The following is a 24,526-nucleotide window of genomic DNA, read 5'->3' on the forward strand; positions in this document are numbered from 1 at the left end:
AGACTATCCCGGGGCGGCGCGGGCCGCCGCCCCGGACGAAGACATCAGAAGCGGTGCTGCATGCCCAGGGTCATGCCGAACTGGCTGCTGCCATAGCCCGCATCATCACGCGAGAGACCGACCAGCTGACCGTTCTTGGCCTTGGCATAGGCCGTGCTCAGGTACAGGTCGGTGCGCTTGGACATGGCGTACTTCAGGCGCAGCGAGTACATGATGGGATCGGCGTCGTTGGCCACATTCTTGATGTTCTGGTAGTAGATCGCGCCGATCAGGGTCATGGCCGGTGTGAACTTGTAGGCAGCGCCACCCCAGAAGAAATCGCTGCGCAGATCGGCAGCACCGGTGGCCAGCGACTTCTTGTAGTAGCGATAGCCGAGGTTGAACTTCCAGGCTTCGCTGGGCTGGTAGCCTGCGGCCAGGTGGGCGCTGGTGGCGCGGTCATAGGGGGTGTTGGTAGCGGTGGCGCTGTTGTTGCGGTCATAGGTGGCCACCACGCTGAACGGGCCCGTGCCCCAGCCCAGGCCCACGCCATACTTGGCGCCGTTGCGGGTCTCGCCGGCCACTTCGCCGAAGCCGTACATGGCGCCGATCTTCACGCCGCTGAACTCACCCTGGTACTTCACCAGGTTGGACACGCCAGTGGGCATGCCATCCTTGCGGTTGCCGGTGGCGCCAGCGGTGGTGGCCCACGAGTAGTTGGCGGAATAGCCCATGGGATCGAAGGGCCCCAGGAAGTCATAGGTGGTGGAGTAGGAACGGCCTGCCACCACGCGTCCGAAGCCGCCTTCCAGGCCGACGGTGGACTGGCGGTTGAAGAGCTGGTTGGCATCGCCATCAAAGCTGCCGTTGTCGAGCTTGAAGCCGTTTTCCAGTTGGAAGAGCGCCTTCAGGCCGCCGCCCAGGTCTTCGGTGCCGCGAAAACCGATACGCGAGGTATTGGTCGCGCCCGAGGTCATGCGGGTGACGCTGCCGGCGCCGTTGGGACCGGCGTTGTTGAGGTATTCCACGCCGGTATCGACCAGGCCGTAGATGGTGACGCTGGATTGCGCCTGGACGCTGCCGGCGGCGGCCAGGGCGGCCAGGGCGGCCGCGAGGTATTTCTTTTGCACTGAGGTCTCCTTGTTGAAAGCAGAAGTTGAGTGCGCCGCGACCCGGCATGGACCGGGACGGCGTCTTCTTGGAAATGCGCCGGCGAGCCGGCGCGGTAGCTGGAACGGACGGTGCAGGCCGTCCGCCCCGACTTCAGGAGCGCAGGAAGATGCGCAGAATCAGAACGCCCACAGCGACTGCTCGGGCAGGGACAGCCAATACTCGCCCTGGTCCAGGCGCTGCGGCGCATAGGCGCGCAGGCCGACGCTGCCAGCCGGGCCGCCATCGACCTTGAACAGGCATTCCCAGCGGTCGCCCAGGTACATGCAGGTGGACAGGGGCAGGCGGATGGCGTTGTCGCTGGCCTCGCCGGAGATGCGCACCTGCTCGACGCGGATGATGCCGGTGAGCTGTTCGCCCGGACGGACATCACTGCGCCCGCGCAGGGTCGCCACGGCGGTGCCGCCGTCGAGCTTGACGGTGACGCGCTCGCCTTCGCGGCTGAGCACTTCGGCGGCCAGCTTGTTGTTGCTGCCCATGAATTCGGCGGTGAAGAGGGTATTGGGCGCCTGGTACATGCTCTGCGGCGTGCCCTGCTGTTCGATGCGGCCATTGTTGAGCAGCAGGATGCGGTCGGAGATGGCCATGGCTTCGCCCTGGTCGTGGGTCACCATCAGCGCCGACAGGCCCAGGCGTACGATCAGCTCGCGCAGGAAGGCGCGGGCTTCTTCGCGCAGCTTGGCGTCGAGGTTGGAGAGCGGTTCGTCCAGCAGGATCACCTGCGGGTTGTAGACCAGCGCGCGGGCAATGGCCACGCGCTGCTGCTGGCCGCCGGAGAGCTGGTGCGGATAGCGCTCGCCCAGATGGCCCAGGCCCAGTTGCGAGAGCACCGCCTTGACGCGGGTGGCGATCTCGCCCGAGGGCGTCTTGCGCAGCTTCAGGCCATAGGCGACGTTGTCGGCCACGGTCTTGTGCGGCCACAGCGCATAGGACTGGAACACCAGGCCCAGGTTGCGCTCTTCAGCCGGCATCTCGAAGTTGCGCGCGCCATCGAAGACGCGGCGCTTGCCGATGTCGATGGCGCCGGCCTTGGGCGATTCCAGCCCGGCCACGGCGCGCAGCAACGTGGTCTTGCCGCTGCCGGAGGGGCCCAGCAGGGCCACCACTTCGCCGCGTTGCAGCTCCATGGAGACGCCCTTGAGGATGGGATTGGCGTGCGCGCCGGTACCGTAGTCCAGGTGCAGGTCGTTGACGGAAAGTTCGGTCATGATGGTTCCTTAGATGCTGTTGCTCATTGAGGCGGTGCGGGCGCTGCGCCCCACCGCCTGCCATTCGGTTGAGAGGATCAGTCGTGCAGCTTGACGCCGAAGCGCAGCGCAATACCCAGGCCCACGGCCACCAGCGTGATGTTGATGAAGGACAGCGCCGCCACCAGTTCCACCGCGCCCGCAGCCCACATCGACACGATCATCGAGCCGATCACTTCGGTGCCGGGCGAGAGCAGGTACACGCCGGTGGAGTATTCACGCTCGAAGATCAGGAACACCATCAGCCAGGCGCCGACCAGGCCGTAACGCACCAGCGGCAGGGTGACGTCACGGGTGACGCGGGAGCGCGAAGCACCGACCGCGCGCGCCGCTTCTTCCAGTTCCGGGCCGACCTGCAGCAGGGCGGTATTGATCAGGCGCAGGCCATAGGCCATCCACACCACCGAGTAGGCCAGCCAGACCGAGAAGATGGTCGAGCGCAGGCCGCGCAGGGCGGGGATGAAGCTGTCCACCAGCCACAGGGCGATGGGGTTGTCGATGCCCTTCAAGGCCGAGTCCAGCAGCGAGGGCACGAACAGGAACACCCACAGGAAGGACAGGCCGGCCAAGAGGCCCGGCACCGCACGCGGCACCAGGACGCTATAGTCGAGGAAGCGGGTCACGCCGTCCTGCTTGCGGTGCATGGCCAGGGCGATGGCGGTATAGCAGGCCACTGCCAGGGCGCCGCCGATGACGCCGATCAGGACGGTGTTGATGATGCCGCGCACCAGCGAGGGCTGGTCCCAGACGTTCAACAGGTTCTCGAAGGTCAGCACTTCCAGCAGGCTCACGCCATCACCCCAGTGCGACACGAAGGTGCGCAGGCCGATGCCCGAGAGCGGAATGATGACGGTGAAGAGCAGCCAGCCGGCGATGAGCACAAAGGCCACCCAGCGCCACTTGCCCAGTGGCAGCGCCTTCTGGCGCGCGCCCTTGCCCTTGATGGCCACGTACTTGTTGGCCGAGCGCAGCAGCCAGCGCTGCAGCATCACCAGCGGCATGGTCACCGCCACCAGGCACACGGCCACGGCGGCCATGAGGTGGTAGGAAGGCGTGCCCAGCTTGTTGGTCAGCTTGTAGAGATAGGTCGGCAGCACCAGGTGGCCTTCCGGATCGCCCAGCACCAGCACCAGGCCGAACACTTCGAAACCGAGGAAGAACACCAGCACGCCCGAATAGGCCAGCGCCGGCATGATCATCGGCAGGGACACGTTCAGCGCCACCTGCAACGGCGAAGCGCCGGCCACGCGGGCGGCTTCTTCCACATCCGAACCGAGGCTGCGCAACGCGGCCGAGGCGTACAGGTAGACGTGCGGCACGTGGGTCAGGCCGGCGATGATGACGATGCTGGTGAAGGAATAGATGTTCCAGGGATCGCCCTCGAAGCCGAACACCGACAACAGGTTCTTGACCCAGACGGTATAGAAGCCCACCGGCCCCATCGAGACCACGTAGCCGAAGCCGATCACCATGGGCGAGACGAAGATGGGCACCATCAGCGCGGGCGCGATGAAGCTGCGGCCGGGCAGGTCGGTGCGCACCATCAGGAAGGCCAGCATGCCGCCCAGCGGCACGGCGATCAGGGCCAGGCCGGTGGCCAGGGTGAGGCCATTGACGAAGGCCTGGCGGAAGTCTGGATCATCGAAGATGAAACGGTAGGAATCAAAGGTCAGCTCCTTGACCGGCGCGAAGAAAGGCGCCGACAGGAAGCTTTGATAGAAGATCAGCAGCAGCGGCACGAAGATGGCCAGGGCCGCCAGCAGCACGACCAGCCCGCGCGGCCAGTTCAACCGGAAGCGACGGGCCGGCAGGGCTTGCTCGCTGCGCGGTAGGGTGGTGGTGGTTTGCATGTTGCGCCTCATGAGTGGGCAGATGGATCAGGACTGGCGGGACGACGCCGACGCGCCGCCCGCGGAGACGGCCAGGGCCGCACTCCGCAAAGCAATGACACAAGGTAATGAACGAACCTCCCGTTCGGACTGAGTAGACCCGCAGGGTCGTATCGAAGGCGTGAGGGCCTCTGATCTTCAGGCTACCCGATCCGCGACGGAAATGATGTAAATGCCGTAAATGATGTAAATAATTTACTTCTTGGTGGCTTCCTTCCACTGCTTCAGGAAGTCCAGGCGCTTCTTCTGGTCCAGGTATTCCAGCAGTTCGGTAGACACCGGCATGGGCTTCAGGGCCGCGCCCAGTTGCTTGGTCAGTTCGGCCGAGGTGGTCGCGCCGCTCACGTCGCTGCGGATGGCGAAGAGCTGCGCATCGTTGGCGATGATGGTCTGGCCGCGCTTGGACAGGATGTAGTCCACCCACAGCTTGGCGGCATTGGTGTTCTTGCCGGCCTTGTTGATGAAGATCACGCGCGAGAGCACCAGGTTGTAATCCTTGGTAAAGGCCACGCCGATGGAGGGGTCCTTCTTGGCGCGCACCAGGGCGTAGGGGCCGAGGATGTTGTAGCCGATAAGGTTTTCACCGGAGGAGATGCGCTCGAGCATGGTGCCGGTGGAAGACTGCACCCGCGCGGCCACGCCGCCCATGGCCTTGGCGAAGTCCCAGAATTGCGGGTTGTACTTCAGGTCATAGGTCATGAGGCTGAAGCCCACGCCGGATTTCTCGATGTCGTAGGTGGTGACCTTGTTCTTGAACTTGTCCTGCTTGCTGGCCAGCAGGCGGGTGAATTCGGCATGGCTGGTCGGCACTTCGGACTCGGCCACCAGGCGCTTGTTGTAGACGATGGCAGCGGGCTCGAAGGTGGTGCCGTAGGCGGTGTCCTTCCAGTTGGCCCAGGCCGGCACGGCGGCGGCCTCGGGCGACTTGTAGGGCAGCGCATAGCCTTCGGCGGCCAGCTTGACCTGCAGGTCCATCGAGGCCGACCACATCACGTCGGCGGTGGCGCCACCGGCGGCGGCTTCGGAGATGAAGCGGTTGTAGGCTTCGGTGGAGTTCATGTCGTTGTACTCGACCTTGACGGCCGGGTACAGCGCGCTGAAGTCCTTGATCAGCGCCTCAGCGGCCTTGGAGTCGGTGGTGCTGTAGATCACGACCTTGCCTTCCTTCTTGGCCCCTTCGATGACCTTGGCGTAATCGGCCGGATAGCCGGCCGGCGTGTCGGCATGGGCGACACCGCTGAAAGTGACGGGCAAAGCGAGGGCCAGGCCGAGCGCGAGGCTCAGGCGACGTTTGTGCAACATGGGTTCTCCTTGATGATGATGAGGGCTTGGGGCTGGCCGGGCTGCAGAGCACGCCTGTCGGCGTGTGCGGCCCAGCAGGTCAGCGCACCAGGCCCAGCTCCTGGGACTGCTTGCGGTACTGCGTGACGGTCTGGTTGATGTACTGCGACAACTGGCTGCCGGTCATGGCGAATGGCTGCAATCCGGACGTGCTGCGCTGGGCCAGGAACACCGGATCAGCCATCATCCGGTCGAAATAGCGCACCCAGCGCTGGTAGTCAGCCTCGGGAACATGCGGGCTCATGTAGAAGCCGCGGATGATGGGCCAGACCACCTCATACCCTTGTTCGCGCGCCGTCGGCACGGCTTGCAGCGGGCCGGGCAGGCGCTGTTCGGACAGCACCGCCAGCACCCGGACCTTGCCCTCGGCCATGAAGTAGGCGGCCTCCGAGGCGTCCCCCGAGATCACCTGCACATGGCCGGCCTGCAAGGCCGCAAACGAATCGCCGCCCCCCTCCAGCGCGACGAAACGGAACTGGCGCGGCACGATGCCGGCGCGCTGCCCCAACAGCGCCATCTTCAGCCAGTCCTGGCTGCCCACCGTGCCGGACAGGCCGATGGTGACGGCCGACGGATCACGGCGGATGGCTTGCAGCAATTGCTTCAGGTTGCGCCAGGGCGCATCGCTGCGCACGGCGATCATGCCGTGATCGATACCGATGCCGGCGACCCAGCGCACATCATCGGGAACAGCCTTGCCATACTTGCCCTGCGCCAGTCCCAACAGCGATCCGCCGGAAAAGGCCACCAGTGTGTCCGGTCCGCCACGGCGCTGCGAGACCACCGAACTCCAGGCCACCGCGCCGATGCCGCCGGGCAGGTAGCTCAGCTTGAGCGAACGCGGCTCGCCCTCTTCCTGCATGACCCGCTGCAACAGCTTGCAGGAGGCGTCCATGCCGCCACCCGGCTTGGCCGGCACGATGCATTCGGCCGCCAGCGCGCACGGGCCCAGGCACGCCAGCAGGCATGCGGCCAACAGGCTGCGCCAACGCGAGGCCAGCATGGCGCTCAGGGCAGGCAAGAAAACGGTAGCGAGGGAATGAGGGTCATGATGCGTCTCCTACGTGATTTTTTTAATATGGGCGCATCGTACAAGAAAAGCCTTTCAGCCGGCTTTCAGCCAAGCTTTCAATGTCGGATCGCTGCTACGCAGTTTCCGCAGTCGCCGATGTTACCGTGCGCGGGCAGTTCAAAGCACCACGCCCATCTGTTAGCATCCGCGCTGGAGACCAAGGCAACACCCTGACAACGACAAAAGGCCGCAACATGCGCATCCTGCTGGTCGAAGACCATATCGAACTTTCCCGCTGGCTGGCCAAGGCCATGCGCGACGCCCACCTGACAGTGGAGTGCGCCCACAACGGCGCTGACGCCGACAGCCTGCTGCTCACGCAAGACTATGCGCTGGTGATCCTGGACCTGACCCTGCCGCGCATGGATGGCATGGAAGTCTTGAAGCGCATGCGCGCGCGCGGCAACCGCACGCCGGTGTTGATCCTCACCGCCCGGGGCGGCCTGGCCGACCGCGTCAGCGGCCTGAACATGGGGGCCGATGACTACCTGGCCAAACCCTTCGAGCTGGAAGAGCTGGAGGCGCGCGTGAAGGCCTTGCTGCGCCGCTCGCAGAACAATGAAGCGGTCACCGTCAGTTGCGGCGCACTGAGTTTCGATACCGTATCGCGCACCTTCACCTATGGCGGTGAACTGCTGGCGCTCACGCCCCGTGAGCATGCGGTGCTGGAAGCGCTGATCGTGCGCCATGGCCATACGGTCCCCAAGGAAAAGCTGTTCCAGCAGGTCTTTACGCTGGAAGACAACGCCAGCATGGACGCCATCGAAATCTACATCCATCGCCTGCGCAAGAAGCTGGAACACGAAGGCCCTGGACGGGTGGGCATCACCACCCTGCGCGGCCTGGGCTATCTGCTGCAGGCGACGTGATGGCGGGCACGCCGCGCCGCCTGGGCAGCCTGCGCAGCCAGCTGGTGCGCTGGCTGCTCATTCCGCTGACCCTGCTGGTGGCGGTGGATGCAGTCTCGGTCTACTACAACGCGCTGGAAGTGGCCGACCTGGCCTATGACCGTTCGCTGCTGGCCTCCACCCGCGCGCTGGCCGAGCGGGTCTCGGTGGTCGATGGCCACGTCACGGCCGATGTGCCCTATGTGGCGCTGGACAGCTTCGAGACCGACAACCTGGGCCGCATCTACTACAAGGTCACTGGCCTGAACGGCGAGCTGGTGTCCGGCTACGACGACCTGCCGCCGGTGCCGCCCGATGTCAAGCGCTCGGAAGTCTATCCAGCCCTGGTGCGCTTCTACCAGGCCGACTATCACGACCAGCCGGTGCGCATCGCCGCGCTCTTGCAACCGGTGTATGACGACAGCATACGCGGCATCGCCTTGATCCAGGTCGGCGAGACCATGGAAGGGCGCAATGGCATGACCCGCAAGATCCTGTTCGACACGCTATGGCGGCAAGGCACGCTGGTGACGGTGGCGGCCTTGCTGGTGTGGTTCGCGGTGCGCTTCGTGCTGCGTCCGCTGATGCAGTTGAAGGGCGAGGTGGAGTCACGCGCGCCGACCGACCTGTCCGGTTTCGATACGGCGCTGGTGCACAAGGAAATGCGTCCGCTGGTGCAGGCCATGAATGGCTACATGGGACGGTTGCAAGCCTTGATCAGCGCGCAGCGACGCTTCATCGCCGACGCCTCGCACCAGCTGCGCACGCCGCTGACGGTATTGAAGACGCAATCCGAACTGACCCTGCGCGAACTGCGCCGCGAGCAGGTGGACGCCGCCGAACTGCGCGATCTGGTCGAGGGCATGGCGCGCACTACCGACGCCGCCGTGCACCTGGCCAACCGCCTGCTCACGCTGGCGCGCGCCGAACATGGCGCGGCCGAAGGCGGGACCATGCCGCTCTCGCTCAGCGATGCGGCGCGCCAGGTGGCGCTGGAGCTGTCGCAGCAGGCGGTCTCACGCGAGATCGGGCTGGCCTTCGAGGAAGAGGGAGATGTCAGCATAGAGGCCAATGCCCTGCTGCTGCATGAACTGATGGTGAACCTGCTGGACAATGCGATCCGCTATACCCCGGCTGGCGGCCACGTGACCTTGCGGGTACGCGCCCAGAGCAGTCCGGGGCAGCCCACCGTGGCATTGCTGGAAGTGGAAGACAGCGGCCCCGGCATCCCCGCGGCCGAGCGCGAGAAGGTGTTCGAACCCTTCTACCGAGCCGGCGCGACCCAGCACGTCAATCCGGGCGGCACCGGCCTGGGCTTGTCCATCGTGCGCGAGATCGCTGCCATGCACCGGGCCAGCGTGACGCTGGATGCACCGGCGCAGGGATCAGGACTGGTGGTGAGAATCGTCTTTCAGGGTGTGGTGCAGTTGCGGGTGTGACGGGGTGGCAGGATGACGGGGATGAGCTCGCGGCACTGCGGCGAGTTCATCCCCTGCCGGCCTCAGAACTGTTCCCAATCCCCATCGTCCGCCGCCATGGCCTTGCTGCCGGCCTTGGCGCTGGCTGGCGCGGCTGGCTTGGACGGCAGCGCCTTGGGCGTAGTGGAAGCCGGGGAAGCCGGGGAAGCCGAGGAAGCCAGGACAGCGGCCGGCTTGGACGGCGCGGTGCGCACGGTAGCGGCGGCTGCCGGCCTGGACGCAGCCTGCGCCGGCGCAGGCTTGCGCGGTGCGGCCGCATGCGGGGTGTCGTGGCTGCTGAGCTTGAACACGCTGACGGTCGCCGACAGGCGCGTCGATTGTTCCTGCAGCGATTGGGCTGCCGCAGCGGCCTCTTCGACCAGGGCGGCGTTCTGCTGCGTCACCTGATCCATCTGCGTGATGGCGTGGTTGATCTGCTCGATGCCGTCGCTCTGTTCGTTGCTGGCCGCCGAAATCTCGGCCACCACATCGGTGACGCGCCGCACGCTGGCCACCACTTCGGTCATGGTCGTGCCGGCCTGTTCCACCAGGCGGCTGCCATTGTCCACGCGGCTGACCGAATCATCGATGAGGGCCTTGATCTCCTTGGCGGCCGAGGCGCTGCGCTGGGCCAGCGTACGCACTTCGGAGGCCACCACTGCGAAGCCGCGCCCTTGTTCACCGGCGCGCGCTGCTTCCACGGCGGCGTTCAGGGCCAGGATGTTGGTCTGGAAGGCAATGCCGTCGATGACGCTGATGATGTCCACGATCTTGCGCGAAGCGTCGTTGATCTCTCCCATGGTCTGCACCACCTGTCCCACCACGCTGCCGCCCTGCACCGCCACTTCCGAAGCGGTGGCGGCGAGGCTGTTGGCCTGGCGGGCGTTGTCGGCGTTCTGCTTGACGGTGGAGGTCAGCTCTTCCATGGCCGAGGCGGTTTCTTCCAGCGCGCCGGCCTGTTCTTCGGTGCGCGAGGACAGGTCGAGGTTGCCGGTGGCAATCTCGGCCGAAGCGGTATTGATGGTATCGCTGCCCTGGCGCACTTCGCTGACGATGCGGTGCAGGCTGTCATTCATGGACTTGAGGGCGGCCAGGAGCGCACCGGTCTCATCCTTGGAGGTGGCGCCGATCTGCACGGTCAGGTCGCCCGCCGCGACCGCGCTGGCCACACTGACAGCCTCGTTGAGCGGACGGGTGATGGAACGCGTGACCAGCCAGGCGGCGATGACGCACAAGGCGATGGCCACGGCCGACAGGCCCAGCATCATGGCGATGGCGGACTGGGTGGTGTCGCGGCCTTCGGTCACGCTCTGCTCCATCAGCGATTTCTGGAAGGCCACGAATTGGTCGAGCACCTGGAAATACTTGTCCTGGGCCGGGATCACCTGGGTAAACAGCAACTCGACGGCCTCTTCCTTCTTCTGCTGCTTGATCAGCTCGCGCAGCTTGTCGCGCGGCGTGTTGTAGGCCGAGCGCGCCTCCTGGATGGACTGGAACAGCTCGCGACCACGCGCGGTCGACAATATCTTCTCCATCTTGCCCAGCGCCTCGGTCGTCTTGGCGCTGTTGGCGGCGCTGCGATCGAGGTAGCGGGTCGCCTCTTCCAGGTTGCGGCCCAGCAGGGCGTTACGCAGGTTGCGCGCCGCGCCATTGACGTTGTCGCGGATTTCGACGGCCAGGGCGATCTTCTCGTAGCGGTCTTCCACTATCAGCGCAGAGGACTTGCTGATGCTGGAGAGGCTTTTCATCCCCACGCCGGTGATCAGACACATCACCCCAATCAATACCGCAAAGCAAACCGCCAGCCTCACGCTGATCTTGATGTCCTTGAGTTTCATTGCATTCCCCCCGTTGAAATAGAAATAGAAATAGTTGGTCAGTAGTGTCCTCTTCCCTTCGCGTCGTTGGTATCAGGCATATCCTGATGCCTGGCAGCAACATGGCCAGGCAAAACAAAACCGCCGGCCAGCACATGCTGAACGGCGGTTTTTGGAGTGGACTTTAGTTTTTGTTAACCAAGAATCACTGCATGAGAAAGTTCAGACGAATTCCCCTATCGCGGCGAGCACGGCATTGCGCACCGACCCGCTGACCACGAAGCCATGGGCGGCCTGCACATCGTCGTGGAACCAGCGGTCGCCGTCCAGGCAGGCCGGGATCTGGCGGCGGATCTCTGCATAGGCGGCCTGGGTGCCCTGGCCCAGCACGAAGTCCTTGAGCAGCGCTTCAGTCATGGTCAGCGCCTGCGCGGCCAGCAGCATTTCCACGCCAACGATGTACTGGGTGTTCTGCACCACCGTCATGGCCTTGCGGGCGCACCAGGTGGAATTGGAGATGTGGTCTTCGCTATTGCCCTTGGAAGGGATGCTGTCGACGCTGCCCGGCATGCACAGGGTGCGGTTTTCCATCACCAGCGAACTCATGGAGCACTGCACCACCGGGTAACCGGTGTTGACGCCGCGCACGCCGCTCATCAGGTTGCGCGGCAGGCCCCAGGACAGGGTCGGGTCGATCAGGCGCGCAATGCGGCGCTCGCAGATGCTGCCGAGATCGGTGATGGCCATGGCCAGCAGGTCCATGGCCTGCGCCAGGTACTGGCCGTGGAAGTTGCCGCCGGAAATGATTTCGAAACCCTCGCCCTCTTCCTTGTGGAAGATCAGCGGATTGTCGGTGGCGGAGTTGGTCTCCTTCTCGATGATGGTGTCGATATAGTCCAGCGCATCGAAGACCGGGCCATACACCTGCGGCGCGCAGCGCAGCGAATAGACGTCCTGGATGCGCGCGGTGTAAGCAATATCGGTGCGGCGCAGCTCATCGGGCAGCTGCACGGCGCGCGCCGCATGGGTGGTGCGGGTGGAACCCTGCAGGAGCGTGCGGATCACCTCGGCTGTCTTGATCTGCCCCGCATGCGGACGCGCCTGCTGGATGCGCGGATCGAAGGCCGACATCTCGGCGCGCATCGCTTCCAGCGTCAGGCCCAGCGACAGGCACGCGTCGGTCAGCAGGTGGCGGGCGTCATGCGCGGCCAGGATGGCCACGGCCAGCGAGGCCGTGCAGCCATTGATGAGGGCCGAGGCATCCTTGGCCTTGAGGTCGAACTTCACCGGGCCGATGCCGGCCTGTTCGATGGCCTCTGTGGCGCGCATGCGCTGGCCCTGGTACATCACCTCGGCCTCGTCGAAGCCGGCGATGGCGGCCGCCAGATAGGCCAGCGGTGCGAGGTCGCCGGACGCGCCCACCGAGCCCTTCTGCGGCATGATGGGGTGGATGCCGGCATTGATGAAGGCCAACAGGCGGTCCACCACTTCCACGCGCGGGGCCGAGTAGTTCGAGGCGAAGGCGTTGGCGCGCAGGAGCATGGTGGCGCGGCTGACTTCTTCGGAGAAAGCTTCGCCGATGCCGGCGCTGTGGGCGCGGATCAGCTGGGTCTGGAACAGCTCGATGTGCTCGACCTTGATGCGGGTGTCCTTCAACAGGCCCACGCCGGTGTTGAAGCTGTACATCATGGGCGCTTCATCGTGCATCCAGGTGCTTTCGATGTAGTCGCGGCTTTGCTTCAAGGCGGCGCGGGAGGAGTCGGCCAGCGCGACCTTCAGGTGGGGAGCGCGGGCCACGCTGACGACTTGCGCGGCGGTGAGGTTGAATCCGTCGATGGTGATGGTAGACATGTGTGGGAGCTCGCAGGTAGGGACTGGTTCTGTTCTTGGTGATCCTGGGCGCCGGGCTCAGGGCTGGAACTGCTCGACCAGGTGGCTGAAGACCTGGGCCGCAATGGCGGCGTCGGCTTCGGTCATGGTCTCGTCGGGGTGATGGCTGATGCCGCCGTTGCCGCAGCGCACGAACAGCATGGCCACGTCGGCCAGGCCGGCCAGGGCCATGGCGTCGTGGCCCGCGCCGGATGGCAGGTGGCGCACCGGCCAGCCGGCTGCGGCAATGGATTGCGCCAGCGCGGCCTGCAGACGCGGCGCGCACGGCACGCTGGCGGCCTCATGGGTCTGGCGCAATGCAAGCTGCACCTGGCGGCGCGCGGCGATACGGTCGATCTCGGCCTTGACGTCGGCCACCGCGGCCAGGCGGTCGCTATCGTCCTCGGCGCGGATGTCGATGGAAAAGCTGGCCAGTCCCGGCACCACGTTGGCCGCGCCCTGCACCACCTCCAAGAGGCCCATGGTGCCCACCAGCTCCGGCTTGATGCTGCAGCGGCGTTCGATGTAGAGGCCGATCTCGGCGGCGGCCATGGCGGCGTCGCGGCGCAGGTGCATGGGCACGGTGCCGGCATGGCCGGCCAGGCCATGCACCTCGGCCATGAAGCGGCTGGCGCCGGAGATGGCGGTGACCACGCCCACCGGCAGGTCTTCATTGAGCAGCAAGGGACCTTGCTCGATATGCACTTCCACGAAGGCCGCCATGGAACCGGGCTGCCAGGCATCGGCGGCAATCCCGTCAGGGTCCAGCCCGGCGGCGCGGATGGCCGCGCGCATGGTGACGCCGTCGCTGTCGCGGTTCTCCAGCACCGCCTGGTCGAAGGTGCCGGCCACGGTGCGGCTGCCCAGGAGCGTGGCCTTGAAGCGCACGCCCTCTTCCTCGGCAAAGCCGATCACCTCGATGGGAAAGGCAAAGCGCTGACCCTGGCGATGCCAGCGGGCAATACACGCCAGGGGCAGGACGATGCCCAGGTTGCCGTCGTACCAACCGCCATTGCGCACCGTGTCGAAGTGCGAGCCGGTGACGAAGGAGGGAGCGCTTTCATGGCCGGGCGCGGCCTCGTAGCGGCCGATGACATTGCCGGCGTTGTCGCGCCGCACGCGCATGCCGGCCTCTTCCATCCAGCGCGCCAGCGCGGCGGCGGCGGCCTGGTGCTGCGGGGTCAGGTAGGTCCGGGTCAGCATGCCGGGGCTTTCGGTGTGCTGGGCCAATTGCTGCGCCCACTGCATGGCCTGGCGGCCAGCCTGCTGGAACGGCTCTGGAACGGCTTTCATCGCGTCTCCTGGTGACGGCCCGGACCGGAAAGGCTGGGCCTCGAAAATTTCTGATTTTTTGATTGTATTCAAAAATTGTATGCAATATAGTCGCTTCGTGCCAACGCGAATCAAAAAATCACCTGCGCTGGCCATACTTTCCAAGAAAACAAGCCAGGAGACAGTGGTGAGCAAACTATTCAAATCCTTGTTCGGGCAGGTGGTCCTTGCCCTGATCGGCGGGATCATCATCGGGCTCTTCTGGCCGGACTTCGGCCAGAACCTCAAACCCCTGGGCGATGGCTTCATCAAGCTGATCAAGATGATCATCCCGGTGATCGTGTTCTGCGTGGTGGTGCAGGGCATCTGCGGCGCCAGTGACCTGAAGAAGGTCGGCAGCGTGGGCGTGAAGGCCATCATCTACTTCGAAGTGGTGACCACCATCGCCTTGCTGCTGGGCCTGGTGCTGGCGCTGGTGGTGCAGCCGGGCGCGGGCATGAACATCGACCCCAGCAACCTGGACGCCAGCAGCCTCTCGGGCTACATGGCCAATGCCGGCAAGGTCAAGGAAACCGGCTTTGCCGAATTCATCATGAAGCTGATCCCGGCCACCGCCGTGAGCGCCTTCACCTCCGGCGACGTGCTGCAGGTGCTGCTGATCTCGGTGACCTTCGGCTGCGCATTGCTGCTCATCGGTGAAAAAGGCGCGCCCGTGGTGGCGCTGGTGGCGTCGCTGTCGGACGCCTTCTTCAAGTGCATGTCCTTCTTCATCCGCCTGGCGCCCCTGGGCGTGCTGGGGGCGATTGCCTTCACGGTCGGCAAGTACGGCATCGGTTCGTTGAAGCAGCTGGCGCTCTTGGTGCTGCTGTTCTACGGTGCGGTGATCTTCTTCGTGCTGGTGGTGCTGGGCGGCATCCTGCGCGCCAGCGGGCTGTCCATCTTCAAGCTGATCCGCTACCTGCGCGAAGAGCTGGTGGTGGTGCTGGCCACCACTTCCTCGGACAGCGTGCTGCCGCAGATCATGAAGAAGCTGGAGCACATGGGCATCAAGAAATCCACCGTGGGCCTGGTGATCCCGACCGGCTATTCCTTCAACCTGGACGCCTTCTCGATCTACCTGACCATGGCGGCGCTGTTCATCGCCCAGGCCACCAATACCCACCTGTCCATGGGCGACCTGGCCGCCATCCTGGCCATCGCCCTGGTGACCTCCAAGGGTGCGCACGGCGTGCCGGGCTCGGCCATCGTGATCCTGGCGGCCACGCTGACCACCATCCCGGCCATTCCCGTGGTGGGCCTGGTGCTGGTGCTGTCCATCGACTGGTTCATCGGCATCGCCCGCGCGCTGGGCAACCTGCTGGGCAATTGCGTGGCCACCGTGGTCATCGCCAGCTGGGAAAGGGATATCGACAAGGTGCGCGCCCGCGCCGTGCTCAATGGTGAGAGCGTGGCGCCGCTGGTGGAGGAAAACCCGGTCATCGAACTCATGGGCGTGACCGTCAAGCCGGCCCAGCTGGGATGATCGCGAGCCGGGCGGCGGGGATGGTTGCGGCCAGTTGCAATGGTTACAATGTGCTGCGCCGCCCCTGCGCGCCCGTCCTATCTACCCACCCCTGCCAGCCATGACTGATTCCGCGCCCGCTCCCGACAGTTCCGACGCCATCGCCAGCGACATCGCCGCCAATATCGCGGCGCAACGCCTGCCGCCCGGCGCCAAGCTGCCCGAGGAAGCGCTGGCGCGGGTCTACCAGGTCAGCCGCACCAAGATCCGCGCCGCCCTGGTCATGCTGGCCAAGGACAAGCTGGTGGACCTGATCCCCGACAAGGGGGCCTTTGTCAGCAAGCCCACGGTGGAAGAAACACGCAACATCTTCTTCGTGCGACGCACGCTGGAATCGGCCATGGTGCGCGAGTTCGTCGCGCGCGCTACGCCCGAGGACTATGCCCGGCTGGAAGCCCACCTGGAGCTGGAACGCCAGGCTGTCTCGGATGACAACATGCAGGTGCGCTCCACCCTCCTGAGCGACTTCCATATCCTCTTGGCGCGCATCGTGGGCAACGACGTGCTCACCGACATCCTCGAAAAGCTGGCCGGCCGCAGCGCCCTCATCACCATGTTGTACCAGTCCACCCGCGACGCCGCCTGCTCCAGCGAGGAGCACCGCGCCTTCATCGCCGCCGCCCGCGCCGGCGACACCGAGCGCGCCATGGAACTGATGGAACACCACCTGCTGCATGTGGAACAGGCCCTGGCCTTCGAGCCCAAGGCCGGTCCGCGCAAGGATCTGCTGCGCGAACTGCTGTCCTGAGAGTGGAAACGATATCAGGCTGTTACGGATAGATGACTGCAACGGCACGCATCGTGCCGCGATCCCGCGCCGCACAAGGCTTTGCGGGCGATGCAAGGCGTCCGCGCCGGCCCCGGCAAGCCTTTATTAGACGGTGAAATCCCGCTGTATTCGACCATTTCGGCCTTGCGCGCCAGGGCCACACTCATGCACCGGCCCCATCACGTCAACACAACAATTAGCCGGCGCAGCACAACGACACAGTCATCAGGGACTCCACATGTTCAACTCCATCAAAGCACGCATCCTGTTCTATACGATCACCCTGCTCATCGCCAGCCTGGCCGTGGTCGGAACGGTCTCGTTCTTCATCATCAAGCTCGATAACGATCGCGCCATCGAACGCAATGCGGAGTCGGTGGCCAGCGGCTTCGGCTCCACCATCAATGAATGGGTCGCCGCCCGCACCGCCATGACGGTGGCCGCCGCCGATGGGGTGTTGAACGCCGATCCGGTGTTTGTCATCAAGACGCTGCAAAAGAGCGGCGGCTTCTACGTCACCACCCTGGGCAAGGAAGACAAGACCGCTTTCACCTCGGCCGCCGAAGGCCTGCCGGCAGGCTATGATCCGACCGCCCGCCCCTGGTACAAGCAGGCCGTGGCGGCGGGCAAGCCGGTGCTGACCAAGCCCTACACCGACGTTGCGACCAAGAAGCCGATGGTGTCCTTCACCGCACCGGTGATGCAGAACGGCCAGCGCGCCGGCGTGGTGGCGGCGGCCATGTTCCTGGATGGCGTCTCCGATGTGGTGCGCTCGATCCACCCGACGCCGGCCAGCTTCGCCTTCCTGGTGGACCGCGACGGCCTGATGCTGGCCCACCCCGATGGCCAGTGGGTCAACAAGCCGGCCAAGGAATGGAATGCCGAACTCACCCCCGAGCGACTCAACGCCCTGGCCGCGGATGACAAGGCCAGCGAAGTGATGCTCGAAGGCGCAGCCAAGCTGGTCAAGGGCGTGCCCATCAAGGGCACCGAATGGACCCTCATGCTGGCCATGGACAAGGCCGACGTCACCGCCGGCCTGCGCAATGCCTCGCGCTCGGCGCTCATCGCCCTGGTGCTGGTGGCCCTGGTGGCAGCCGGCATCATGAGCCTGATCACCACCGCCGTGTTCCAGCGCCTCTCGCGCGTGCGCCGCGCCATGGACAACCTGTCTTCCGGCAATGGCGACCTGACATTGCGCCTGACCGAAGACGGCAGCGATGAAGTCACGCAGATCTCGCGCTCCTTCAACACCTTCGTCAACCAGATCACCGGCATCCTGCAGGACGTGCGGCGCAGCAGCGACACCGTCAAGATCTCCTCCACCGAGATCGCCACCGGCAACCAGGATCTCTCGGCGCGCACCGAGCAACAGGCCGGCGCGCTGGAAGAAACCGCCTCGGCCATGGAAGAGCTGACCTCGACTGTGCAGCAGAACTCCGAAAACGCCCGCCGCGCCAACGAGCTGGCCGGCAATGCCTCCAAGATCGCCGCCCAGGGCGGTGAAGTGGTCGGCAACGTGGTCTCGACCATGGAAGCCATCAATGCTTCCTCGCGCCAGATCGCCGACATCATCACGGTCATCGACGGCATCGCCTTCCAGACCAACATCCTGGCCCTGAACGCCGCCGTGGAAGCGGCGCGCGCCGGTGAACAGGGACGCGGCTTCGCCGTGGTGGCCTCGGAAGTGCGCTCGCTGGCCCAGCGCAGCGCCCAGGCGGCCAAGGAAATCAAGGTGCTCATCGACAGCTCGGTCTCCAAGGTGGCCGATGGCGGCGTGCTGGTGACCCAGGCGGGCCAGACCATGGAACAGATCGTGGCCAGCATCCGTGACGTCAGCGTGATCGTCAGCGAGATCGCCCATGCCAGCGCCGAGCAGAACGGCGGCATCCAGGAAGTGAACCTGGCCATCACCCACATCGACGAAGGCACGCAGCAGAACGCGGCGCTGGTGGAACAGGCTGCAGCCGCGGCGCGCTCGCTGCAGGATGAAGCGCACCGGCTGTCGGTGCTGGTGGGCGGCTTCAAGATGTAAGGCCCAGGCACATCCCGGCATCCCCGCATTCCCGCATTACGCCAGCGGCCTGGCCTCGCGCAAGCGGGCCGGGCCGTTTGCGTTAAAATGCCCGCTGCAGTCAGCCACCTCCGTCCTGCTTGCAGGCCGGGTCCGCCAGCCGCCACGTCATTGCGCCTTCGTGGCCGCTGACGCCTGTCTGATGACCCGCCCAGGACCACCGATGAAACCAGTCGCCACACCCGCCCCTTCCCTGTCGGCCCGCCTCAAGGCCGATACCGCCGCGCTGCACGAGCAGATGCATGCGCTGATGGAACAGGCCCAGCCCTTCGCCGACCGCGCGCGCTATGCGCAATTCGTGGCCGCGCAATACCATTTCCAGCGCGATGTCGAACATCTCTTCGACGATCCTGCCCTGCAGGCCGCCGTTCCCGACCTGCAGGTGCGCGGTCGCGAGGCCGACGCGCTGGCCGACCTGGCCGACCTGGGTGCCGTGCCCGGCCAGATCGATATCGCCACGGCCACGGTGCGCATGCCCGAGGCGCTGGGCTGGCTGTATGTCTCCGAAGGCTCGACCCTGGGCGCGGCCTTCCTGCTCAAGCAGGTGCAGCAACGCCTGGGCCTGGATGAGCAGTTCGGCGCGCGCAACCTGGCGGCCTATGCAGAAGGCCGCGCGGTGGTGTGGCGTCGCTTTGTCGGTTTCCTCGACCAGGCCGGGGACTCGCCGCAGGTGCAGGAGGCCGTGCTGGCCGGCGCTCGCGCCGCCTTCGAACGCTTCGGCGCCTTGCTGCGCCGCCACTTCGCGCTGGCCTGATCGCGCCATGGAAGCTCCCGAGCAGCGCGCCAGCTCCGCGCCCAGCACCCTGGCCCCGGCGCGCACGCGCTGGCTGTGGCTGCTGCTGGCCTATGCCAGCCTGGGCGTGGGCATCGTGGCGATCTTCATTCCCGGCATTCCCACCACCGAATTCGTGCTGCTCTCCGCCTGGGCGGCCGGCAAGGGATCGCCGCGCCTGCAGCGCTGGCTGGAACAGCATCGCCTGTTCGGCCCGATGATCCACAACTGGCGCCATGGCCGGGTGGTGGCGCGGCGCGCCAAGATCAGCGCCTCGCTGATGATGAGCCTGTGCCTGGTCATCATGCTCTTTACCGTCAAGCGCCACTGGGTGATCGTGCTGGCCACGCTGGGCATGGCGCTGGGGGCGGCCTGGATGTGGTCGCGGCCCGAGCGGGCGGAAGACGCCGAACCCGGCGAGCGTTCATGAAAAAAGCCTGTACCGCGACTGACGGTACAGGCTTGCCAAACGATGCCGCTGCCGCTCGGCTTCAGGTGATCGACGAGGACACCTTCCACAGATCGACATCGCCATCGGTGGCGTGCTTGTCGATGCTGGCCAGTTCTTCCTGGGTGAAATCGAGCTTGTTGACCGCATCCAGCGAATCATCGAGCTGCTCGACCGTGCGTGCGCCGATCAGGGCCGAGGTCACGCGGGCATCGCGCAGCACCCAGGCGATGGCCATCTGGGCCAGCGTCTGGCCGCGCTTGCTGGCGATCTCGTTGAGCGCACGGATGCGCGCCAGGTTGTCCTCCGACAGCATGCGCTGCGGCAGCGAGGGTGCGCGCGTCACGCGTGCGCCTTCCGGCACGCCGCCCAGGTACTTGCTGGTCAACAGACCCTGCGCCAGCGGCGAGAAGCCGATGCAGCCCACGCCCAGTTCTTCCAGCGCCGGCAGCAGGCCGCCTTCGATGGCGCGATTGAGCATGGAATAGTTGGGCTGGTGGATCAACAGCGGCACGCCCTCGCTCTTGAGGATGGCGGCGGCCTTGCGGGTCAGCTCGGGCGAATAGGACGAGATGCCCACGTAGAGCGCCTTGCCCTGGCGATGCAGGTGAGCCAGCGCGCCCATGGTTTCTTCCAGCGGCGTGTCGGCATCGACGCGGTGCGAATAGAAGATGTCCACATAGTCCAGCCCCATGCGCTTCAGGCTCTGTTCGCAACTGGCGATCAAGTGCTTGCGCGCGCCGCTGGGGCCGCCATAGGGACCGGGCCACATCTGCCAGCCAGCCTTGCTGGAGATGACCAGCTCATCACGGTAGGGCAGGAAATCCTTGGCCATCCAGCGGCCGAAGTTTTCCTCGGCCGAGCCGGCTGGCGGACCATAGTTGTTGGCCAGGTCGAAGTGGGTGACGCCACGGTCGAAGGCGCGGCGCAGCACGGCGCGGCCGGTCTCGAAGTTGTCGACGCCACCGAAGTTCTGCCACAGGCCCAGCGAAATGGCGGGCAGCAAGAGGCCGCTGCGGCCAGTGCGGCGATAGGGCATGCGGCCATCGTAGCGGGAGGGTTCGGCGATATAGCTCATGGGTCTCCTTGGAGAAATGTTCTGCGGAAAGAATCGAGGGGGACTGCCACTTCCTGGGTGGTCTGCAGAAGTCTACGCTTCTGGTAGTTATAGGTTCAACGCCAGATTTTGATGCGATTGATCGGTCTGACCGATGAATCTTCTTGCCCGTTCCCGTGGATTTTTTTATCGCGCCGGCAGGATGATGGTGGCCATCAGACCGCCTTCCGGATGATTGCGCAACAACAACTCGCCGCCGTGCGCCTGCACGATGTTGCGCGAGATGCCCAGGCCCAGCCCCATGCCGCCGCTGTTCTGGGCGCGTCCATGCTCCAGCCGCACATAGGGCTGGAAGAGCGTGCCCATGGCGTCTTCCGGCACGCCGGGGCCGTGGTCGCGGATCTCGATTTCCACCAGGTCGCCCTCGGCGCCGGGCGAGGGGCGGATGCTGATCTCCACCTTCTGGCCGTAGTACAGGGCATTGTCGAACAGGTTGCCGATGGCGCGCTTCAAGGCCAGCGGCTTGGCGATGACATTGATGCCGGAAGGCGTGAAGGCGATCTCGTGACCGGCCAGACGGGCGTCGCGGATCATGCGTAGCACCAGCGCATCGAGGCGCACTTCGGTGCGGTTCTCGTGGATATCGCTGTCCTTGACCGATTGCAGGGCACCCTTGACCATCATGTCCAGCTCATCGAGATCGTCATGGAAATCGGTGCGCATGGCGTCGTCATCCATCAGCTCGGTGCGCAGCTTCAGCCGCGTGATGGGCGTGCGCAGGTCATGCGAGATGGAGACGAAGAGACGCTCGCGGTCTTCCAGGTAGCGCTTGATGCGCTCGCGCATGCCGGAGAAGGCGCGCGCGGTCTTGACGTATTCGCGGCTGCCGGTCTCGGGCAGGCTGGGCACGGTCTCGCCCTTGCCGAAGGCTTCGGCGGCATCGGCCAGCGCGGCCAGCGGACGGGTGGTCCAGCGCACCACCAGGATGGTCAGCAAAAGGATTGCCGCCAGCGACAAACCCTGCAGCACCAGCCGGTCCAGCCAGAGCGGATTATCGCTGTCCAGGAAGTAGGGATTGGGCATCAGCGCGGCCAGGTAGATCCAGCGTCCACTCTCGACCTGCATCTGGATCACCAGCACCGGCGCCGAGTTGGGCTTGGTCATCAGGATGTGCTGTACCCAGTTGTCGGGCAGGTCGTTGACGGTGAGGCCATCACTGGCCACCGGCAAGCCATCCGGCCAGGCGAAGGCCAGGCGCGCTTCCGGCAGGAAGGGCAAGTCTTCGCGCAGGGTCTGTGCAGCCACGTCGATGGCCAGCTTGGCCAGGCGACTGTCACCGATCGACTTGACCGCCACGGCGCTGCTGTTGGCGTTGATGAAGAAGCGTGTACCCCCCATTTCGCGCAGCTGCTGGATCATCAGCGGGCGATAGTTGGGCGGCAGCGTCATGAAGTAGCGGATGGCCGAGGCGGCGCTATGGGCCAGGTGCTGCGCGGCGGTGCGGGTCTCGGCCTCGGACTTGCTGCGCAGTTGCACGGCCCAGATCAGGCCGCCGGCCACCTGCGTGACCAGCACGCCGAAGATCATCACCACCGACAGACGGCCCAGCAGGGAATCCGGCAGCAGCCAGTCCAGCAAGGCCGCCAGCCGCCCGCGCGGGCTGGGCGCAGCGGGCTGGGCGGCCGGCTGGGCGAAGGCCTCAGGCGGCTGCGGCACTGACGTCAGCCGAGAAGACATAGCCGGCGCCACGCACGGTCTTGATCAGGTGCGGTTGCCGTCCGCCATCGTTGAGGCGCAGGCGCAGCTTGCTGATCTGCACATCCAGCGAGCGGTCCAGCGGGCCGGCGTCGCGCCCACGGGTTTCTTCGCACAACACATTGCGGTCCAGCACGTCGCCGGGATGCTCGACGAAATACTTCAGCAGCTGGTAGTCCATGCCGGTCAGCGGCACGATATCGCCCTGGCTGTCCACCAGGGTGCGTTCCACGGTATCGAGCGAGAAGCCGGCAAAGCGGTAGTAGCGCGGTGCGGCGCTGCTGTCGATGCCGATGCGGCGGTGGATGGCCTTGATGCGCGCCAGCAGCTCGCGCGGGCTGTAGGGCTTGGCGATGTAGTCATCGGCGCCCAGCTCCAGGCCGACCACGCGGTCGGTCTCATCCGAGCTGGCGGTGAGCATGATGACCGGCACATTGGATTTGCGCCGCACCGCCTTGCACAGCGCAAAGCCGTCCGTGTCGGGCAGCATCACATCCAGGATCACCAGCGAGAGCTCATCGGCCAGGCGCTGGAATTCGGCGAGGAAGGTGGCGCCGTCGTGCGCCAGCCGCACCTCGTACTGGTTCTTTTCCAGATAGGCCTTCAAGAGGGTGCGGGTCTTCTGGTCATCGTCGACGATCAATATCTTGCGCGTCATCTTGCTGCTCCATCTCCGTATTTCTTAATCATTGCGATTGCGCGACAGAGTACGCGCAATCGTGGCAAGCCGTTTCTGCGCCTGTTCCTCGCTGATGCTGCGATCCATGAAGAAGCGCTGCACCTCGGCCACGATGGCGTCCTTGGTGGTGTCGTCGGTGGCCATGCGGTGCACCAGGCTGGGCGCCTGCCACATCGGCCCCTTGCTGAAGGTGCGCCAGGAATCGCGCGCACAGCGGTCCATGTGCGGGTCGGCTGCGCGCAGCACGGGAATCGAACCCTTGATCCTATTGTATTCGGACTGCACGGCCGGCGACATGGTCAGCCGCGCCAGCGTTTCCTGCATCGGCTGGTGCGCGTAGTTGCCGGCGAACATGGCCAGGGTGTCGGTACTGTAGAGGTGGTACTCGCCGGTGCCGGGCGCGGGGGCGCAGCCGAACTGCTGGTCCACTTCCATGCCCCAGGCATTGAGTTCGCCCTTGGCCCAGTCGCCCATGATGAGCATGGCCGCTTCGCCGCTGACCATGCTGCGCGCCACTTCGGTCCAGGGACGCTCGCGCACCGGCTGGGCCATCGCCCCCGCCAGAGCGCGCAGGCGCTTGAGGATGTGCAGCATGCGCGCATCCAGATAGGCGGCCGGGCTCATCTCCACGAACAGCTTGCGGTAATACGCCGGACCGCTCTCGGCCAGCGCCAGGTTCTCGAACAGGGTGGCCAGTTGCCAGGCCTCGGCGCTCTGCGCCAGCGGGACCACGCCGCTGCCTTGCAGCTTCTTGACGATCTGGTCGAACTCGTCCCAGGTCTTGGGCGGGCTGAGGTTGTAGCGCTTGAAGACGGCGACGTTGTAGTACAGCGAATTGATGCGGTGGATGCCCAGCGGGGCGGCCACGACATGACCATGATTGTTGAGCAGCGACCAGACCGTGGGGAACATCTGCTTTTCCCAGTTGCCCTGTACGGCCACATTGTCCAGCTCCAGCAGCAGGCCCAGATCGGCCCATTCGCCGAAGACCACGCCATTCAACTGGGTCACTTCCGGTGCGCGGTTGGCCAGCACCATGCTCTTCAAGACCTTGGCCGCACCCATGCCGGCGCCGCCGGGAATGGCCACGTCGCGCCACTGGATGTCCTGTTTGGCCAGCTGGTTGACCACTACGTTGATGGCCTGCCGTTCGCTGGCCGAGGTCCACCAGTGCAGCACCTGCAGGGAACCCGTAGCGGTCGCCGGCGGGACAGGTGAGGACGGCGACTGCGCCTGCGCCGGCAGTCCGCCCAGCCACAGCGTCAGCGCGCACAGGCAGACCGCCGCCAGCCCGCAGCGGGCCGGGCCGGTGCGTGCATTCGCGGGCCGTTTCGTTCTTGTCATGGGGGTGCCTGTCTCCAAACCGGAACAGACTATAGCCGGGTGCCTGCCAATGCGCAATTTGCAGCTT

The 24,526-nt window shown here is 65.4% G+C and carries 19 protein-coding genes; 7 read left to right on the plus strand and 12 right to left on the minus strand.

Annotation, left to right across the window (positions count from 1 at the left end; genetic code table 11):
- Positions 1 to 44 precede the first annotated feature (44 nt).
- The 5 genes from ACP92_RS22590 to ACP92_RS22610 all read right to left on the minus strand — a co-directional run bounded on the left by ACP92_RS22590 (position 45) and on the right by ACP92_RS22610 (position 6,629).
- The gene (locus ACP92_RS22590) at positions 45 to 1,109 is read right to left on the minus strand and encodes a porin (protein ID WP_013236450.1); all 1,065 of its coding nucleotides are present in this window, start codon (positions 1,107 to 1,109) and stop codon (positions 45 to 47) included.
- Between the two features lie 159 nt (positions 1,110 to 1,268).
- A complete protein-coding gene (locus ACP92_RS22595) occupies positions 1,269 to 2,357 on the minus strand; it encodes an ABC transporter ATP-binding protein (protein ID WP_013236451.1) in 1,089 nt (362 codons plus the stop codon).
- A gap of 77 nt (positions 2,358 to 2,434) precedes the next feature.
- Positions 2,435 to 4,246 carry an ABC transporter permease gene (locus ACP92_RS22600; protein WP_013236452.1) on the minus strand — a complete coding sequence of 604 codons (1,812 nt, stop codon included), beginning with the start codon at positions 4,244 to 4,246 and terminating at the stop codon, positions 2,435 to 2,437.
- A 234-nt stretch (positions 4,247 to 4,480) separates the two neighbouring features.
- Positions 4,481 to 5,587: an ABC transporter substrate-binding protein gene (locus ACP92_RS22605; RefSeq protein ID WP_013236453.1), complete on the minus strand. Its 1,107-nt coding sequence runs from the start codon at positions 5,585 to 5,587 to the stop codon at positions 4,481 to 4,483.
- 79 nt (positions 5,588 to 5,666) lie between these two features.
- On the minus strand, positions 5,667 to 6,629 hold the full coding sequence (locus ACP92_RS22610) for a Bug family tripartite tricarboxylate transporter substrate binding protein (RefSeq protein WP_013236454.1): 963 nt from the start codon (positions 6,627 to 6,629) through the stop codon (positions 5,667 to 5,669).
- A gap of 263 nt (positions 6,630 to 6,892) precedes the next feature.
- Here ACP92_RS22610 and ACP92_RS22615 point away from each other — a divergent pair, with 263 nt between their 5' ends.
- Together ACP92_RS22615 and ACP92_RS22620 are read left to right on the plus strand one after the other, a co-directional pair.
- A complete protein-coding gene (locus ACP92_RS22615; protein ID WP_013236455.1) occupies positions 6,893 to 7,567 on the plus strand; it encodes a response regulator in 675 nt (224 codons plus the stop codon).
- Positions 7,567 to 9,024 (plus strand): sensor histidine kinase, encoded by a 1,458-nt coding sequence (locus tag ACP92_RS22620; protein WP_013236456.1) that lies wholly within the window; start codon positions 7,567 to 7,569, stop codon positions 9,022 to 9,024. The genes ACP92_RS22615 and ACP92_RS22620 overlap by 1 nt, the downstream gene beginning before the upstream one ends.
- A 62-nt stretch (positions 9,025 to 9,086) precedes the next feature.
- On the opposite strand, the gene ACP92_RS22625 is transcribed toward ACP92_RS22620, so the two are convergent.
- From ACP92_RS22625 to ACP92_RS22635, 3 genes are all read right to left on the minus strand, one after another.
- Positions 9,087 to 10,880, minus strand: coding sequence for a methyl-accepting chemotaxis protein (locus tag ACP92_RS22625; protein WP_013236457.1), 1,794 nt, complete (start codon positions 10,878 to 10,880; stop codon positions 9,087 to 9,089).
- 201 nt (positions 10,881 to 11,081) lie between these two features.
- Complete coding sequence (locus tag ACP92_RS22630) at positions 11,082 to 12,710, minus strand: HAL/PAL/TAL family ammonia-lyase (protein ID WP_013236458.1); 1,629 nt, start codon at positions 12,708 to 12,710, stop codon at positions 11,082 to 11,084.
- Between the two features lie 57 nt (positions 12,711 to 12,767).
- Positions 12,768 to 14,021 (minus strand): allantoate amidohydrolase, encoded by a 1,254-nt coding sequence (locus ACP92_RS22635; protein WP_013236459.1) that lies wholly within the window; start codon positions 14,019 to 14,021, stop codon positions 12,768 to 12,770.
- A 166-nt stretch (positions 14,022 to 14,187) separates the two neighbouring features.
- Between ACP92_RS22635 and dctA the strand changes: the two genes are divergently transcribed.
- The 5 genes from dctA (at position 14,188) to ACP92_RS22660 (ending at position 19,606) form a co-directional block, all read left to right on the plus strand.
- Positions 14,188 to 15,522, plus strand: coding sequence for a C4-dicarboxylate transporter DctA (gene dctA, locus ACP92_RS22640; protein ID WP_041311342.1), 1,335 nt, complete (start codon positions 14,188 to 14,190; stop codon positions 15,520 to 15,522).
- A 100-nt stretch (positions 15,523 to 15,622) separates the two neighbouring features.
- Positions 15,623 to 16,309: a GntR family transcriptional regulator gene (locus ACP92_RS22645; protein ID WP_013236461.1), complete on the plus strand. Its 687-nt coding sequence runs from the start codon at positions 15,623 to 15,625 to the stop codon at positions 16,307 to 16,309.
- Between the two features lie 259 nt (positions 16,310 to 16,568).
- A complete protein-coding gene (locus ACP92_RS22650; protein ID WP_013236462.1) occupies positions 16,569 to 18,365 on the plus strand; it encodes a methyl-accepting chemotaxis protein in 1,797 nt (598 codons plus the stop codon).
- 202 nt (positions 18,366 to 18,567) lie between these two features.
- A complete protein-coding gene (locus ACP92_RS22655) occupies positions 18,568 to 19,158 on the plus strand; it encodes a biliverdin-producing heme oxygenase (RefSeq protein ID WP_013236463.1) in 591 nt (196 codons plus the stop codon).
- A 7-nt stretch (positions 19,159 to 19,165) separates the two neighbouring features.
- Positions 19,166 to 19,606, plus strand: a complete 441-nt coding sequence (locus ACP92_RS22660; protein WP_013236464.1) for a YbaN family protein — start codon at positions 19,166 to 19,168, stop codon at positions 19,604 to 19,606.
- A 61-nt stretch (positions 19,607 to 19,667) separates the two neighbouring features.
- On the opposite strand, the gene mgrA is transcribed toward ACP92_RS22660, so the two are convergent.
- From mgrA to ACP92_RS22680, 4 genes are all read right to left on the minus strand, one after another.
- Positions 19,668 to 20,702: an L-glyceraldehyde 3-phosphate reductase gene (mgrA, locus tag ACP92_RS22665; RefSeq protein ID WP_013236465.1), complete on the minus strand. Its 1,035-nt coding sequence runs from the start codon at positions 20,700 to 20,702 to the stop codon at positions 19,668 to 19,670.
- 165 nt (positions 20,703 to 20,867) lie between these two features.
- Positions 20,868 to 22,397 (minus strand): ATP-binding protein, encoded by a 1,530-nt coding sequence (locus ACP92_RS22670; protein WP_041311344.1) that lies wholly within the window; start codon positions 22,395 to 22,397, stop codon positions 20,868 to 20,870.
- Positions 22,381 to 23,094, minus strand: a complete 714-nt coding sequence (locus ACP92_RS22675) for a response regulator (RefSeq protein WP_013236467.1) — start codon at positions 23,092 to 23,094, stop codon at positions 22,381 to 22,383. The genes ACP92_RS22670 and ACP92_RS22675 overlap by 17 nt, the downstream gene beginning before the upstream one ends.
- A 24-nt stretch (positions 23,095 to 23,118) precedes the next feature.
- On the minus strand, positions 23,119 to 24,459 hold the full coding sequence (locus ACP92_RS22680) for an ABC transporter substrate-binding protein (RefSeq protein WP_013236468.1): 1,341 nt from the start codon (positions 24,457 to 24,459) through the stop codon (positions 23,119 to 23,121).
- Between the last annotated feature and the right edge of the window lie 67 nt (positions 24,460 to 24,526).

Source organism: Herbaspirillum seropedicae, from assembly GCF_001040945.1.
GTDB lineage: Bacteria > Pseudomonadota > Gammaproteobacteria > Burkholderiales > Burkholderiaceae_D > Herbaspirillum > Herbaspirillum seropedicae.